Source organism: Sphingobacterium sp. UDSM-2020 (genome assembly GCF_016132525.1).
Lineage (GTDB): Bacteria > Bacteroidota > Bacteroidia > Sphingobacteriales > Sphingobacteriaceae > Sphingobacterium > Sphingobacterium anhuiense.
The window spans coordinates 3,050,022-3,063,901 of the sequence record NZ_CP066166.1 but is presented as its reverse complement, the minus strand read 5'-3'; the positions used below and the strand labels follow the sequence as shown (position 1 = coordinate 3,063,901).

Sequence of the window (13,880 nt, the reverse complement as noted above, 5' to 3'; positions counted from 1 at the left end):
GCTAACTCTAAGATTTTCAAGCAAAATGTGGAAAACTAATTGACTGGACATTTCGATTTAACAATAAAATGGTTATCTTTGCGAACTTATAATAATTTAAGAATAAAATTAAATAACAAAATCAGGTAAATGCCTACTATTCAACAATTAGTTAGAAAAGGTAGAGTAGCTCTGGTTGACAAGAGTAAGTCACCAGCGTTGGACTCATGTCCACAGCGAAGAGGTGTATGTACACGTGTATATACTACTACCCCTAAAAAACCAAACTCAGCAATGCGTAAAGTAGCTCGTGTACGTTTAACAAACGGTAAAGAGGTTAACGCTTACATCCCAGGAGAAGGTCACAATTTACAAGAGCACTCAATCGTTTTGATTCGTGGTGGTCGTGTTAAAGATTTACCAGGTGTACGTTACCACATTATCCGTGGTGCATTAGATACTTCAGGTGTAGCAGGTCGTAACCAACGTCGTTCTAAATACGGAACTAAACGTCCTAAACCAGGACAAGCAGCGGCTGCGCCAGCAAAAGGTAAAAAGAAATAATTAAACGGAGGAAAGAAAAATGAGAAAATCAAAACCAAAAAAGAGAATCATTTTACCTGATCCAAAGTTTAACGACACTCAGGTAACACGCTTTGTAAACAATATGATGTACGATGGTAAAAAATCTACAGCATACGAAATTTTTTACAATGCAATTGAATTAGTAGAGCAAAAAACTAGCGAAAGCGGTTTAGAAGCTTGGAAAAAAGCTTTAAACAACGTTATGCCAGCTGTAGAGGTTAAATCTCGTCGTGTTGGTGGTGCTAACTTCCAAGTTCCTATGGAAGTTCGTCCTGAGCGTAAAATTGCTTTGGGTATGAAATGGTTAATTTCATATTCACGCAGACGTGGTGAGAAAACAATGTTTGAAAAATTAGCGGGAGAAATCATTTCAGCTTCTAAAGGTGAAGGTGCTGCTGTTAAGAAGAAAGAAGATACGCACAAAATGGCTGAAGCTAACAAAGCGTTCTCACACTTCAGATTCTAGTTTTGAACTTACACACAAAAATATGATTACACCGATCTTTGGTAAACGTTCATTCTTTTATCAGGATCGGTGTACTTATTTAGACAGAAAAATATTTAGCTCCATCTGGGCTAATGCTTAAAAATATTATGGCAAGAGATTTAAAATTCACTAGAAATATTGGTATCGCTGCTCACATCGATGCTGGTAAAACAACTACAACTGAGCGTATTCTTTACTACTCAGGAGTTAATCATAAACTTGGTGAAGTGCACGAAGGTGCTTCAACAATGGACTGGATGGAGCAAGAGGCTGAGCGTGGTATCACGATTACTTCTGCAGCTACTACAGTTTTCTGGCAGTACCGTGGTAACAAATACCAAGTAAACGTTATCGATACTCCAGGTCACGTAGATTTTACGGTTGAAGTAAACCGTTCATTACGTGTATTAGACGGATTAGTATTCTTATTTTCTGCAGTTGATGGTGTTGAGCCTCAATCAGAAACTAACTGGAGATTAGCTGATAACTATGCCGTTCCACGTATCGGTTTCGTTAACAAAATGGACCGTTCAGGTGCTGACTTCTTAAAAGTTGTTGGTCAAGTAAAATCAATGCTAGGTTCTGAAGCAGTTGCTTTGCAATTACCTATCGGTGCTGAAGATACTTTTACTGGTGTTGTTGATTTAATTAACAACCGTGGTATCGTTTGGAACGAGCATGATAAAGGTATGACGTTTACAGAAGTTCCTATTCCAGAAGATATGTTGGAAGAGGTTGCTGAATACCGTGAGCGTTTATTAGAAGCTGTTGCGGGTTACGATGAGTCTTTGATGGAAAAATTCTTCGAAGATCCTGATTCATTAACTGAGCGTGAAATCTTAAATGCTTTACGTGCAGCAGTATTAGATAACTCTATCGTTCCTATGGTTTGTGGTTCATCTTTCAAAAACAAAGGTGTTCAAACTATGTTGGATTTAGTAATGGAATTATTACCTTCTCCAATGGATTCAGAAGGTGTTAAAGGTACTAACCCTGATACAGGTGAGGAATTATTACGTAAACCAGATGTTAACGAGCCTTTCGCTGCATTAGGTTTCAAAATTGCAACTGACCCTTTCGTAGGTCGTTTGTGTTTCATCCGTGCTTACTCAGGTAAGTTAGATGCAGGTTCTTATGTATTGAACACTCGTTCAGGTAACAAAGAGCGTATCTCTCGTATCTTCCAAATGCACGCTAACAAACAAAACCCTATCCCTTTCATCGAGGCTGGTGATATTGGTGCTGTTGTTGGTTTCAAAGATATCAAAACCGGTGATACTTTATGTGATGAAAAACACCCTATCGTGTTAGAGTCAATGAACTTCCCTGAGCCAGTTATCGGATTAGCGATTGAGCCTAAAACTCAAGCTGACATCGATAGATTAGGTATTGGTCTTGGTAAATTAGCTGAAGAAGATCCTACATTCGTAGTAAAAACTGACGAAGAAACTGGTCAAACAGTTATCTCTGGTATGGGTGAGCTTCACTTAGAGATCTTGATCGATCGTTTGAAACGTGAGTTCAAAGTTGAGGTTAACCAAGGTGCTCCTCAAGTATCGTACAAAGAGTCTATCAATGGAACTACTGAACACCGTGAAGTATTCAAAAAACAGTCAGGTGGTCGTGGTAAATTTGCGGACATTAAAGTTGTTATTTCTCCTGCGGATGAAGATTACGATTTAACTAAGTCTCCACTTCAATTCGTAAATGAAATTGTTGGTGGTAAAATTCCAAAAGAATTTATCCCTTCAGTTCAAAAAGGATTTGAAACTTCAATGAAAAATGGTGTATTAGCAGGATTCCCATTATCAGGAATGAAAGTTCGTTTGATTGATGGTTCATTCCACGCTGTCGATTCAGATTCATTATCGTTTGAATTAGCTGCTCGTCAAGCATATCGTGAAGCATTGCCAAAATGTTCTCCTGTTCTAATGGAACCAATTATGAAAATAGAGGTTCTAACACCAGAAGAAAACATGGGTGATGTAATGGGTGACTTAAACCGTCGCCGTGGTTTGATGCAAGGTTTAGATAGCCGTAATGGTTCTCAAGTAATTAAAGCATTAGTTCCACTTTCGGAAATGTTTGGTTACGTAACACAATTGCGTACGATCACTTCAGGTCGTGCAACTTCTACTATGGAATTTGATCACTTCGAAGAAGCTCCACGTAACGTAACTGAAGAAGTTGTTGCAAAAGCAAAAGGTAAATTAAAAGGAGAATAATCCTTTCTAATATAAAGTAAACCGATCTCCTGTTGATAATAGCTCTAACGGGAGATCATTTTAAACAAAAACAAAAATGAGCCAAAGAATCAGAATCAAATTGAAATCATACGATTACAATTTAGTTGACAAATCAGCTGAGAAAATCGTAAAAACAGTAAAACCTACAGGTGCAGTTGTTAGTGGTCCTATTCCATTACCTACTGAGAAAAAAATCTATACAGTTTTACGTTCTCCACACGTTAACAAAAAAGCGCGTGAGCAATTCCAATTATGTTCATACAAGAGATTGTTAGATATTTATTCATCTAACTCTAAAACTGTTGATGCATTGATGAAACTTGAATTACCTTCAGGTGTTGAAGTAGAAATCAAAGTGTGATAGAATTGCACTGATTGAAAACAAGAAAGGCTTCTAATGTTAAATTAGAAGCCTTTCTTATATGCTGCTTTTTACTACTTATGGAGCCTTGTAATGAATAATTTATATAATTCCTAACATAGGTGTGACTTGAAGAAAAAACAAGCTTTAAGCTCAAATACAGTATTTAAATCACAATGACTTTTAAGTCAATTCCAAATCATGGCTTTACGCTGAAATACTCCAAAAAAAACTAATTTATTGTTACTTTTTAGAACTTATTGTATTACGTATAGTGGAATAAGTATCTCCTTTATGATCTTCTTCTCCAAGCAAGTAGCCCCATGGCTTCAATTCTTTTACACGGTCCATCACAATTTTGCAGATAGCTAATATAGGAATTGCTAAGAACATACCTGAAATCCCCCATATCAACTCTCCTACGATTATCGCCATCATCGCAAATAAAGAATTTACTTTTACTTTTGAGCCAACTACCTTTGGAACAATAAAATTACTATCAATAAGATGTATAATAATAAGTGCTCCAGTCACAATCAGTACATGTGTAAAGGAGGTCGTCGCAAAAGTAAGTAGTGCAATTACTAACATAGACGTGAAAATACCAATATAGGGAAGCACATTAAACACGCCCGTGATAATAGCTAACAGTAAACTATATTTCACTCCAATGATACTCAAAGCTGCAAATACCAATGTAGACACGATCAGCATCTGTAGCAATAAACCAATCAAATATTTTTTCACTACATACTGCACTTGGCCAACGACATCCATAACGATATTGTGATGTTCTTGATGATTTAACAATAACAGAAATCGCACGATGTGACTACGATAGATAAGTAGAAAGAAAGTATAAAGAAAAGTAAACACAAACAGTATCAAGAGAGAAGATAAAGATAACAAAGCTGTTCCCAGTAAGAGCGTACCGCTATCAAGTGACTTAGTTGCCGTCTTATTAAGGATATCCATTTGTTCGTTATGCATAACGCCAAAGCGATCCGTAACCCAGATCTGCACATTATGAAATCCCACTAATATTTGTTCCTTAAAAGCTGGCCAATCTTCCTTAATCATCGATAATTGTGAAGCAAGCATGTAAAATCCAAATCCTAAAAGTCCAAAGAAAAGTAGAACGGTAATAATTCCAGCAAGAGTGCGAGGAAATTTCAATTTTCTCTCAAAAAAATTACTTACGGGAACGAGCAACAACGCTAAAAGCAGACCCAATATAAAGGGGACTAATATTGTATCCCCTATCTTTGCGAGATAACCTAAAATAACAATGGAAATTAGCGTACAAGCTAATTTGACGTAAAATGGTAAGCCCAGGAATTTTGTCATAGTATCATCTAATTGTAATTGTCAAACAATACTACTAATGTAAAGTTTTAGTTGACAATAAAAAACCCCTGCTCAAAAAGCAAGGGTTTAATTTTAAAAGATTTAATTAGAATCTTAATCCTTTTAATTAAATTCCGAATCCGAGGCCTATTGACCAAACACGGTTTTTAACATCTCCATTAAACGTTTTTGCTCCAGCAATATTTGTTAAACCTAAACCGTAGCCCGCATTAATAGATATTCCACTACCCAATTGATATCCTGCTAAAAAATTCACTCCAAAGTCTGTACCTTTAAGGGTTTCATCTTTACCAAATTTGAAATCATCGCTAATAGATGTACTGCCACTTCCTGATTTAGCTTCATATTTATTTTTCCCGCTTAAACCAAATGATACATATGGACCAGCTCCAACGAAGAATTTACCTTCACCAACTGTTGGAAATTTCAACACAAAATTCACAGGTACTTCTAACCACATTGTATTTTGCTTCAATTCATATGTATTGCCATTAGCTTTAACATCTGCAAACTTAGCTCCCTTTCCTTGTAAAGAAACTCCTGGTTGAATATAAAAGTTACTTGTAACAGGTGCATCTAAATAACCAGTAACATGAAAGTTAACAGTGGATTTTGAATCAGAAAGGTCACTTCCTCCGTAACTGTAAGAAGGAAGATTGACACCTGCTTTAACTCCGTATCCTAATCCTCCTTGTGCATATGCACCAACAGAAAGTAATACTGCTGCAGTAGTTGATAATAATAATTTTTTCATCGCTCTAGTATGTTATTAGTGTTTTCACAAACTATGCAAGTTACACGCCAAATGGATAAATTACTAATATTCAGATACATATTAAAAAAACAAAAGTCAACATTACTGTACAATAAAATAGACAAGGACCTGTTTCTTGCTACAGTCTTTCTGAAACGCGGAGTATCAAAAAAAAACACAAAAAACAAAACAGCTTGATAATGATTATTTTAAAAAATAATTACACAATAGTCTTTTTTAATCCAAATATTAATTTTACTTTTGCATTCCCCTAGGGGAACAAATAGGGTCGGATGGCCGAGTGGCTAGGCTGAGGTCTGCAAAACCTCCTACAGCGGTTCGAATCCGCTTCCGACCTCGTTTTATTGAACAATAAAAAAATTTATCAAAATGGGAGTTACACGTTTAAAAAGAAAAGATAGAAGAAATAAAACTACTTCACGTGTTGAAGTTCAGTTCTTAAGTTTAGGTAGTAATGTTGAACTTGGTTCAAGATCTAAAATGAAGAAATCAAATCAAATCGTTAAAAACGATGCTATCTTAAACCAATTAGTTTTAGAAGCTAAATAGGTTAAAAAATATTAAGAACAATAGCGTTGTAAATTACAACGCTATTGTTTTTTAAGGATGTCTACCAATTGGTGGACTTTTTCTTTTGATGTACGATAGATCGGTTCATTCATACCTTCCACTTCACTTCTATCATAAGACATTTGTGAAAAAACTGTTTCTTTCGCGGAACTATGTATAGCAGTCGCTCCAGTTGTCTTTAAGATCATTTCAATATTATTACTATCCACTCCTGCGCCAGGCATAATAACAATTTTTCCTTCCGCATATTTGACCAATTCTTTAAGTAATTCAACTCCATCCACGGCTTTATTCTGCAATCCTGAGGTCAATAAACGATCAATTCCCAATTCGATTAAAATAGCTAACGAAGACAGTGGATCAGCGCACTTATCAAATGCGCGATGAAAGGTTACATGCATGGGTCTTGCAGCATCGACAAGGGCTTTCGTTCGTTCAATATCAACTGTTGCATCGCTCTTCATTACTCCTATCACCACACCATCACAGCCAGCCTCTTTACAAAACTGTACATCAGCCATCATCTCATCAAACTCTAAATCGGAATAAACAAAATCACCTCCTCTTGGACGTATGAGGACATGTATTCCAATATCGATCAACTTTCTTGCTTGAACGATCTGACCGTAAGAAGGTGTGATGCCGCCATTTTCCAAATTTTGACAAAATTCGATCCGCGTAGCCCCACCTTGCGCAGCAAACAATGCAGATTGAGGTGAATTGGAACAAATTTCCAATTGATACCCGTTTATAGTGATTTCTTTTCCCATTAATTTAATATACAATAATCTTTTCTGAAGTTTTCGAATAAAAAGGGAGAAAGATCAATTTGAACTTCCTCCCTTCTATATTAAGTACAAAATCCCAATTATACTCAACCATTAGGTAGATGTAGAGTCCTGTAACAGCCTCTAATCTTATTTACTTAACAAAGGTACAATAAACTAATAATATACACTAAAACTTCTTTAAACTAGCTGTATGGGTGATATAAAAAGCTCGATGCAAAACAAAAAAACTTTATTGCGTTTTTTTTGTTTTACACTATTGTAATATAAAATGATCAAAATTTTAATTATATTCATACAAAAAGGGGTATTATGTCAATCGTATCAAAAGATTTTGAAATTCAAGAAAATCTCATTGTACTCATTGAAGATCTTGAAAGCACGATTTATGATCTTAATCATCGTCTTGCTGGTTACGGTCAACTCTATAATAAGGCACGTAACCAAACGAATGACTCTAGCGTAGCGTATGAAGAAATTGCAGATCAAATTGGTGAAAAGCATCATATTTTATATCACAAGATGAAATCGCTTAATCATTTGCTCGAAATAATTAATGACTATCGTGACAGCAATGGTATTTTTCAGGACCATAATGATCTAATAATACAAATACAGGATATTATGCTTACTCATGCTGAAAAAGAGTCTTATGAGGAAGCTGCGACTATCAAAAAATGGTATGACCGACTCCATTCAGCTGTCGACGTTAAGTAAAGCTCCTTGAACTTTATTTGTAGCCTGTTAATCTTACTTTTGTACCTTTGCAAAAAGATTTACATGAAAAAACCCCCTGTACAAATAGATTTACATGCTGAAGCCTTTCTATACGACTGGCAGGATTATACACCAGATGAATTAGCCAATGAGTCTCTCATCTACATGCGCGATATGTTGGATGCTGCAATATATTGGGATATGCCTGAAATAAAATTTGTACATGGAAAAGGTAAAGGAATTCTGAAAAAAATGGTCTATGATGAACTGATGATTTATAAAAATCAAAGAGCAATTTCCCATTTTCATCCTGCTTATCATAATGATGATATTGTCGTAGTTGTTATTGGACTTTAATTCCTAAGTCTTTCCTAATTTCGGAATTAACTTTGTTAGCTAATTAAAAGATATGAAAATATTACTAATCGAAGATGAAGTTGCCTTGAGCCAGGTTATCATGCAATCTTTAGAAGCTGAAAAATACCTTGTTGAACAAGCTTTTGATTACAATAGCGCATTAGAGAAAATATCAATTTATTCATATGATTGTATTTTACTCGATATCATGTTACCCGGAGGTTCTGGATTGCAACTCTTAGAAAAGATTAAAGAAATTGGAAAAGAAGAATCGATCATCATCCTGTCGGCCAAAGATTCTGTAGACGATAAAGTAAAAGGTTTAGAGCTAGGTGCTGATGACTATTTAGCCAAACCTTTTCATTTGGCAGAATTGCATGCACGGATCAAATCGATTATACGCAGAAAGAATCAACATGGTGATGATATCATTACGTATAAAAATATTGCAGTAAACACAACAGACAGAAGCATACAGATTAATAACAAACCGGTGATTCTCAACCGGAAAGAGTTTGATTTACTCTATTATTTTATTATCAGGCCAACTAAGCTTATTCAAAAAAATAGCTTAGCAGAGTCAATTTGGGGTGATCATATTGATCAGGTTGACAGTTTAGACTTTATTTATTCACAAATAAAAAATTTAAGAAAAAAATTAAAAGATAATCATGCTGATATCGATATCCAGGCTGTTTATGGTATAGGTTACAAATTGAGCTAATGATCCACAAGGCAATAATGGCCAAGATCTAAAAATATATTCACGATTGTTTGAAGAGCTTCAAAAACTGGTGAAGTGATCTTGCCACTAACTACTATTACCATTATTTAAAACCAGATATTTTAATGAAAAAGTCGCTCAAGAATTACACTATAAGATACATTACAATCATGATTTTGATTGTAATTGCGGTGTGGGCAACATTATTTTATGCATACATCACAGAAGAAGTGTATGATAATGTAGACGACGGCTTAAAGAATCAAAAAATTGAAATTATTCGTGCTGCATACCAAGATGAATCTATTCTAAAAACGGATACATTTGGTATTAATCAGTTTAAAATCACCAAATCTGATGTGCAAGTAAACAAGGATGAAAAAAATATTTTCAAAAACGATCTCATATATATGCCATATGATGAGGATATGGAGCCTTATCGAATTTTAAATACTTACTTCTATGGTAAGGACAAACAGCTGTATCAACTGGAAATTCGAACTTCAACCGTAGAAGAAGATGAACTAAAATATGATCTGGCAACTGCTTTGATAATACTATACATCTTGATTATTGTGAGTATATTTTTACTCAACACCCTTGTATTTCACCGTGCTTTTAAGCCTTTTTATCAAATTCTTGACAAATTAGAGCGCTACCAGTTTGGGAAAATAAAAACAGCTGTACCGATCACCAGTAATGTTAGAGAATTTATTCTATTGGATACCGAAATCGATAAAATGCTTGATCGCAATGAAAAAATATTCCAGCAACAAAAACTGTTTATTGAAAATGCTTCCCATGAGTTACAGACGCCTTTAGCGATCAGTAGTAATAAACTAGAATTACTGCTAGAAGATGAACAACTGGCAGAGCATCATTTAATCACGATCAGTGAAACTAAAGAAGCTTTAGAGCGTATGATTAAATTAAATAAGGCATTACTTATGCTATCTCGCATTGAAAACAATCAATTTGATGCTACGCAAACAGTGGATTTTAATAGCGTAATTCACGAAGCGTGTGAAGAGTTAGCAGACTTGATTGAATTTAGGGGAATCACTTTAGAAGTTCTTGAGCATGGAAAGTTCTCCGCTGATTTCAATGTGGATCTGGTAAAGATATTAATTTCCAATTTACTCCGTAATGCTATCAACTATAATAAATCAAAAAATGGATTTATAAAAATCGATATTCATAAGGATTTCTTTACAATTGCAAATTCAGGCAAAAACACTGCACTACAAGCAGAAAATATTTTTGATCGATTTCACAAAGAAAATACTGCAATCAATTCAAATGGATTAGGTCTTTCTATAGTTAAAACAATCATAGAGACAAATAAGACCATCAGCATAAATTACTCATACTTAAATAATTTTCATATTTTTAAGATACAAAAGCTATAATTCCTAATTCTTTACCAAATTGTATGGGAACTTTGTTATATAAATAAATAGGAGGATATATTATGAACAAAATTAAAACAATGGCGATCGTTGCTTTAGTAGCATTATCGACAGTTAGTTATGCACAAAAAAAGGTGATTAACAGCAATCAATTACCTGCAAATGCACAAACATTTATTAAAAACAATTTTGCCAGCAATCAGATCACAAGTACAATTGAAGAAAAAGAAAATCTACTTTCAAAAGAATACCAAGTGATTTTAAATAATGGTACAAAAATAGAATTTGATAAATCAGGAAATTGGGAAGAAGTAGATGGTCACAATAACGCTATTCCTTTAAAATTTGTACCAAAATCAATTCAAAATTATGTTACAAAAAGTTTTCCTAATACCCACATTGTAAAAATCAAAAAGTCAAGCCGTAAATTTGAAGTTGAAATTTCAAATGGTCTTGAATTGGAGTTTAATAAAAAAGGGCAGTTTACTAAAATAGATGATTAATAGAATTAAAATATGAAAAAACTAATTTTAACATTTACAGCCTTACTTGCTCTTGCATTCATCGTGGTATCATGTGACAAAGATGATGATCATCAAGTCCCAAACACCGAATTACCTGCAGCGGCGGTCAGTTTTCTTGATACTTATTTTAAAGGTATAACAATTCGGAAAACAGAGAAACAAACTCCTACTGCAACAAATAAAACAGCTTACAGTGTGGAGTTAGCCAATGGAATCGAAGTTGATTTTGATCAAGAAGGTAATTGGAAAGAAGTAGAATCTGACAATGATACCGCTATTCCAACGGGTTTTATCTCAACTACTATAGTCAGCTACGTAGATACAAATTATAAAACTGCACAAATCAGCGCCATCGATAAAGTTACTGCTGGATTTGAAGTCGAACTGACAAATGATATCGATTTATTGTTCGATCCAAGTGGTCAATTTGTAAAAATTATCTTATAAAATTAAAAGCCTCCTTCAGTAGAAAGAGGCTTTTTTATTTGTATTGTTATTATTTCTTAGCTGGTGTGATCTTTATTTTTCTAAATTCAACCGGAGCATGATCTCCTTGTAAATATATAGGTCCTGGTTCACCTTCTTTACTATCTAACGCACCACCTGTTATTCCTGGTATTTCTTGATTATTAATAATCGTCTTACCATTTGCGACAATAGTCACCAATCTTCCAACCAATGTAACTTCATACTTCTGCCATTGATCTGGTCCTAATGTAGCCATTTCATTTGGAGCTAGAAAGCCATAGATACCGCCAAAATAGAGACTTCCTGGATGTTGATCCTTTGGACTGTCTTCAATTTGCAATTCGTATCTTCCTCTTAAATAAATACCAGAATTACCACCGGTTGTATATCGAAATTCTGCTTCTAATTTAAAATCTTCAAATTTTTGATCTGTTACCAAATTAGCACCCGCCTTTGAATTCGTCAAGATACCCTCTTTTACCGACCAGTTATTCTCGCCACCAATCGTTTTCCAACCAGTCAAATCTTTACCATTAAAAAGCTCAATAGCCTCTCCCCATTGAACAGTTCCTGTACGATTTAAATAAGGTGCTTTTTCACCTGTAAAGTTATAGCTAACACCTTTATTAGTCGTCACGGTCCCTTTAATACCCGTAGCCGTCAATTCACCTGCAATCACAAAATCACCTTCTCCACCTTCCCATTGTGGCGGAATAGCAAATGAAAATTTTCCATCCTCAAGCTTTACATGAGAAACAGGGCGAGCACTGCCACTGTCACCAACATAACTTCCTACCAATGTGTTAAATCCAGATAGTTTTACTTCAATCCAAGATGGTACTACTTTTCCATCTTTATCCACATTCAAATCCCAACGACCGATCAAATCTTTAGCTCTTTCAGGTACGACTTGTTTTGCAGGATTATGTTCTACTTCTGTTTCTTTTTTTTGATCTGTCGTTTGACATGAACTTACACTTGCTCCCAATAAACAAAAGAGAACACTATATTTTAAATGATTTCTTAACATTTTTTAAAGAATTGTAACAAAGATTTAGATTTTTTATTATAGTTATCAAAACGAATATACTAAAAATATCAATTATTGAATCTAGTAACTCCGAATCAACACAAAAAAATTACGAATACAGGCTTGAATATAATAAGAAATACTCTTCCTAAACTAGAAATCGCGCATCTATCGCTAAAACAAAAAAATTACGTTACATAGAGTTTTTATCAAATGTTAAAATTAATACCACTTTTAGTAAAGATATTTGTATCAGTAATTTATATACGGAAACAATATGAAAACAATACTGAGTACAAAAACAATAATCCGATTAATCACCATCTGGATTATTGTCATCGGTTTAATGCTATTTGATCAACAGATTTTTAAAACAACATTTTCTCCTGTATCGGCAATCACCATATTTATCATTCTTTTGGCTACAATTTTAACCGCTTCTTTTGGTGTTGTAAAAGAAGCGGACGAGCTTGCACATAAGTTAGGAGAACCTTTTGGTACACTTATTCTTACACTTTCAATCGTTACGATCGAAGTGGTTTTGATTGCTGCTGTTATGCTTGGTCCAGCAGAATCTCCTACAATCGGAAAGGATTCAATCTTTTCTGTCATGATGATTATCATGAATCTTGTGGTAGGACTTTGCATTTTACTTGGCAGTGCCAAATATAAAGAACAAGAATATAATGCTCAGGGAACACTGTCTTATTTTTCAATGATTGTAATACTTGGAGCAACTTCATTATTACTTCCTAATTTTATTCAAGGAGCAGGCAATGGTGCATTTACGACGTTACAAGCGATATTCATTTCAACTTTAATTATACTTGTATACATCGCATTTCTTTACTATCAATTAAAAGGATATAGTCACTTATACATACAACCGGCAAAAGGAAATCTTGAAATCCAATATCCTAGCCAGATACAAAATTCTGTTAATAAAGATGCCCCAAAATCTCAGGATAAAAAGGAAATATGGATTCGTTCAGCCCTTCTTATTTTAATGATTCTACCAATAGTATTGCTATCACATCAAATGGCAGTGGTGGTTGATTATGGTATTGCTACCGCAAAACTTCCAATAGCATTGGGTGGTATTCTTATTGCTATCATTGTATTTACCCCGGAATCTATTACAGCGGTTAAAGCAGCTCGTAATAACGAATTTCAAAGAAGTATCAACTTATGTCATGGTGCTTTTGTTTCGACTGTAGGTTTAACGGTTCCCGCTGTACTGCTAGTAGGATTACTAAAAGGAAAATTAGTTCTATTGGGATTAACTGGTACAGAAACTGTTTTATTTACAATGACACTCTTACTAAGCTTGATCAGCTTTTTAGGGAAAAGAACTACTCCTATTTTAGGTATTATTCATTTGGCTCTATTTGCTGTGTACATGATGCTGGTATTTAATCCATAAGCTGTTTGAATTTCGTCATCTTGTCGCCAGATAAAAAAGCGCACCTATGAAGTGCGCTTTTTTTATGAA

16 protein-coding genes and 1 tRNA gene are annotated in these 13,880 nt (G+C 34.5%); 13 read left to right on the top strand and 4 right to left on the bottom strand.

Annotated features, from left to right (window positions below; translation table 11 throughout):
* Positions 1-129: 129 nt before the first annotated feature.
* From rpsL to rpsJ, 4 genes are all read left to right on the top strand, one after another.
* A complete protein-coding gene (rpsL, locus tag JAZ75_RS12990; RefSeq protein WP_002993550.1) occupies positions 130-543 on the top strand; it encodes a 30S ribosomal protein S12 in 414 nt (137 codons plus the stop codon).
* A 19-nt stretch (positions 544-562) separates the two neighbouring features.
* On the top strand, positions 563-1,030 hold the full coding sequence (gene rpsG, locus JAZ75_RS12985; protein ID WP_021188484.1) for a 30S ribosomal protein S7: 468 nt from the start codon (positions 563-565) through the stop codon (positions 1,028-1,030).
* A 128-nt stretch (positions 1,031-1,158) separates the two neighbouring features.
* Positions 1,159-3,276 (top strand): elongation factor G, encoded by a 2,118-nt coding sequence (fusA, locus tag JAZ75_RS12980; RefSeq protein ID WP_208695854.1) that lies wholly within the window; start codon positions 1,159-1,161, stop codon positions 3,274-3,276.
* A 76-nt stretch (positions 3,277-3,352) separates the two neighbouring features.
* Positions 3,353-3,658 (top strand): 30S ribosomal protein S10, encoded by a 306-nt coding sequence (gene rpsJ / locus JAZ75_RS12975; RefSeq protein ID WP_013667229.1) that lies wholly within the window; start codon positions 3,353-3,355, stop codon positions 3,656-3,658.
* A gap of 243 nt (positions 3,659-3,901) precedes the next feature.
* On the opposite strand, the gene JAZ75_RS12970 is transcribed toward rpsJ, so the two are convergent.
* Complete coding sequence (locus tag JAZ75_RS12970) at positions 3,902-5,005, bottom strand: AI-2E family transporter (protein ID WP_132842786.1); 1,104 nt, start codon at positions 5,003-5,005, stop codon at positions 3,902-3,904.
* Between the two features lie 127 nt (positions 5,006-5,132).
* The gene (locus JAZ75_RS12965; protein WP_208695852.1) at positions 5,133-5,780 is read right to left on the bottom strand and encodes a porin family protein; all 648 of its coding nucleotides are present in this window, start codon (positions 5,778-5,780) and stop codon (positions 5,133-5,135) included.
* A gap of 287 nt (positions 5,781-6,067) precedes the next feature.
* Between JAZ75_RS12965 and JAZ75_RS12960 the strand changes: the two genes are divergently transcribed.
* Together JAZ75_RS12960 and JAZ75_RS12955 are read left to right on the top strand one after the other, a co-directional pair.
* A tRNA-Cys gene (locus JAZ75_RS12960) sits at positions 6,068-6,138 on the top strand.
* A gap of 32 nt (positions 6,139-6,170) precedes the next feature.
* Entirely contained in the window at positions 6,171-6,350 is a 180-nt protein-coding gene (locus JAZ75_RS12955; RefSeq protein ID WP_021188488.1) for a hypothetical protein, read from the top strand.
* 41 nt (positions 6,351-6,391) lie between these two features.
* Here the strand turns inward: JAZ75_RS12955 and JAZ75_RS12950 are convergent, their stop codons facing one another.
* A complete protein-coding gene (locus tag JAZ75_RS12950; RefSeq protein ID WP_021188489.1) occupies positions 6,392-7,141 on the bottom strand; it encodes a copper homeostasis protein CutC in 750 nt (249 codons plus the stop codon).
* Positions 7,142-7,471: 330 nt separating this feature from the next.
* Between JAZ75_RS12950 and JAZ75_RS12945 the strand changes: the two genes are divergently transcribed.
* From JAZ75_RS12945 to JAZ75_RS12920, 6 genes are all read left to right on the top strand, one after another.
* Positions 7,472-7,876, top strand: coding sequence for a hypothetical protein (locus JAZ75_RS12945; protein WP_021188490.1), 405 nt, complete (start codon positions 7,472-7,474; stop codon positions 7,874-7,876).
* A 63-nt stretch (positions 7,877-7,939) separates the two neighbouring features.
* Positions 7,940-8,233 (top strand): Smr/MutS family protein, encoded by a 294-nt coding sequence (locus JAZ75_RS12940; RefSeq protein ID WP_132770842.1) that lies wholly within the window; start codon positions 7,940-7,942, stop codon positions 8,231-8,233.
* 52 nt (positions 8,234-8,285) lie between these two features.
* The gene (locus JAZ75_RS12935; RefSeq protein ID WP_208695850.1) at positions 8,286-8,957 is read left to right on the top strand and encodes a response regulator transcription factor; all 672 of its coding nucleotides are present in this window, start codon (positions 8,286-8,288) and stop codon (positions 8,955-8,957) included.
* A gap of 170 nt (positions 8,958-9,127) precedes the next feature.
* Positions 9,128-10,366 carry a sensor histidine kinase gene (locus JAZ75_RS12930; protein ID WP_208695848.1) on the top strand — a complete coding sequence of 413 codons (1,239 nt, stop codon included), beginning with the start codon at positions 9,128-9,130 and terminating at the stop codon, positions 10,364-10,366.
* 62 nt (positions 10,367-10,428) lie between these two features.
* A complete protein-coding gene (locus tag JAZ75_RS12925) occupies positions 10,429-10,869 on the top strand; it encodes a PepSY-like domain-containing protein (RefSeq protein WP_021188494.1) in 441 nt (146 codons plus the stop codon).
* A gap of 12 nt (positions 10,870-10,881) precedes the next feature.
* Complete coding sequence (locus tag JAZ75_RS12920; protein WP_021188495.1) at positions 10,882-11,337, top strand: PepSY-like domain-containing protein; 456 nt, start codon at positions 10,882-10,884, stop codon at positions 11,335-11,337.
* 49 nt (positions 11,338-11,386) lie between these two features.
* On the opposite strand, the gene JAZ75_RS12915 is transcribed toward JAZ75_RS12920, so the two are convergent.
* A complete protein-coding gene (locus JAZ75_RS12915) occupies positions 11,387-12,388 on the bottom strand; it encodes a DUF1080 domain-containing protein (protein ID WP_208695846.1) in 1,002 nt (333 codons plus the stop codon).
* 277 nt (positions 12,389-12,665) lie between these two features.
* On the opposite strand from JAZ75_RS12915, the gene JAZ75_RS12910 reads away from it, so the two are divergent.
* Positions 12,666-13,811 carry a calcium:proton antiporter gene (locus JAZ75_RS12910; RefSeq protein WP_208702305.1) on the top strand — a complete coding sequence of 382 codons (1,146 nt, stop codon included), beginning with the start codon at positions 12,666-12,668 and terminating at the stop codon, positions 13,809-13,811.
* Positions 13,812-13,880: the final 69 nt, after the last annotated feature.

Coding starts and splice junctions, on each gene's coding strand:
- rpsL (WP_002993550.1), top strand. CDS start 130: ATGCCTACTATTCAACAATTAGTTAGAAAAGGTAGAGTAGCTCTGGTT.
- rpsG (WP_021188484.1), top strand. CDS start 563: ATGAGAAAATCAAAACCAAAAAAGAGAATCATTTTACCTGATCCAAAG.
- fusA (WP_208695854.1), top strand. CDS start 1,159: ATGGCAAGAGATTTAAAATTCACTAGAAATATTGGTATCGCTGCTCAC.
- rpsJ (WP_013667229.1), top strand. CDS start 3,353: ATGAGCCAAAGAATCAGAATCAAATTGAAATCATACGATTACAATTTA.
- JAZ75_RS12970 (WP_132842786.1), bottom strand. CDS start 5,005: ATGACAAAATTCCTGGGCTTACCATTTTACGTCAAATTAGCTTGTACG.
- JAZ75_RS12965 (WP_208695852.1), bottom strand. CDS start 5,780: ATGAAAAAATTATTATTATCAACTACTGCAGCAGTATTACTTTCTGTT.
- JAZ75_RS12955 (WP_021188488.1), top strand. CDS start 6,171: ATGGGAGTTACACGTTTAAAAAGAAAAGATAGAAGAAATAAAACTACT.
- JAZ75_RS12950 (WP_021188489.1), bottom strand. CDS start 7,141: ATGGGAAAAGAAATCACTATAAACGGGTATCAATTGGAAATTTGTTCC.
- JAZ75_RS12945 (WP_021188490.1), top strand. CDS start 7,472: ATGTCAATCGTATCAAAAGATTTTGAAATTCAAGAAAATCTCATTGTA.
- JAZ75_RS12940 (WP_132770842.1), top strand. CDS start 7,940: ATGAAAAAACCCCCTGTACAAATAGATTTACATGCTGAAGCCTTTCTA.
- JAZ75_RS12935 (WP_208695850.1), top strand. CDS start 8,286: ATGAAAATATTACTAATCGAAGATGAAGTTGCCTTGAGCCAGGTTATC.
- JAZ75_RS12930 (WP_208695848.1), top strand. CDS start 9,128: ATGATTTTGATTGTAATTGCGGTGTGGGCAACATTATTTTATGCATAC.
- JAZ75_RS12925 (WP_021188494.1), top strand. CDS start 10,429: ATGAACAAAATTAAAACAATGGCGATCGTTGCTTTAGTAGCATTATCG.
- JAZ75_RS12920 (WP_021188495.1), top strand. CDS start 10,882: ATGAAAAAACTAATTTTAACATTTACAGCCTTACTTGCTCTTGCATTC.
- JAZ75_RS12915 (WP_208695846.1), bottom strand. CDS start 12,388: ATGTTAAGAAATCATTTAAAATATAGTGTTCTCTTTTGTTTATTGGGA.
- JAZ75_RS12910 (WP_208702305.1), top strand. CDS start 12,666: ATGAAAACAATACTGAGTACAAAAACAATAATCCGATTAATCACCATC.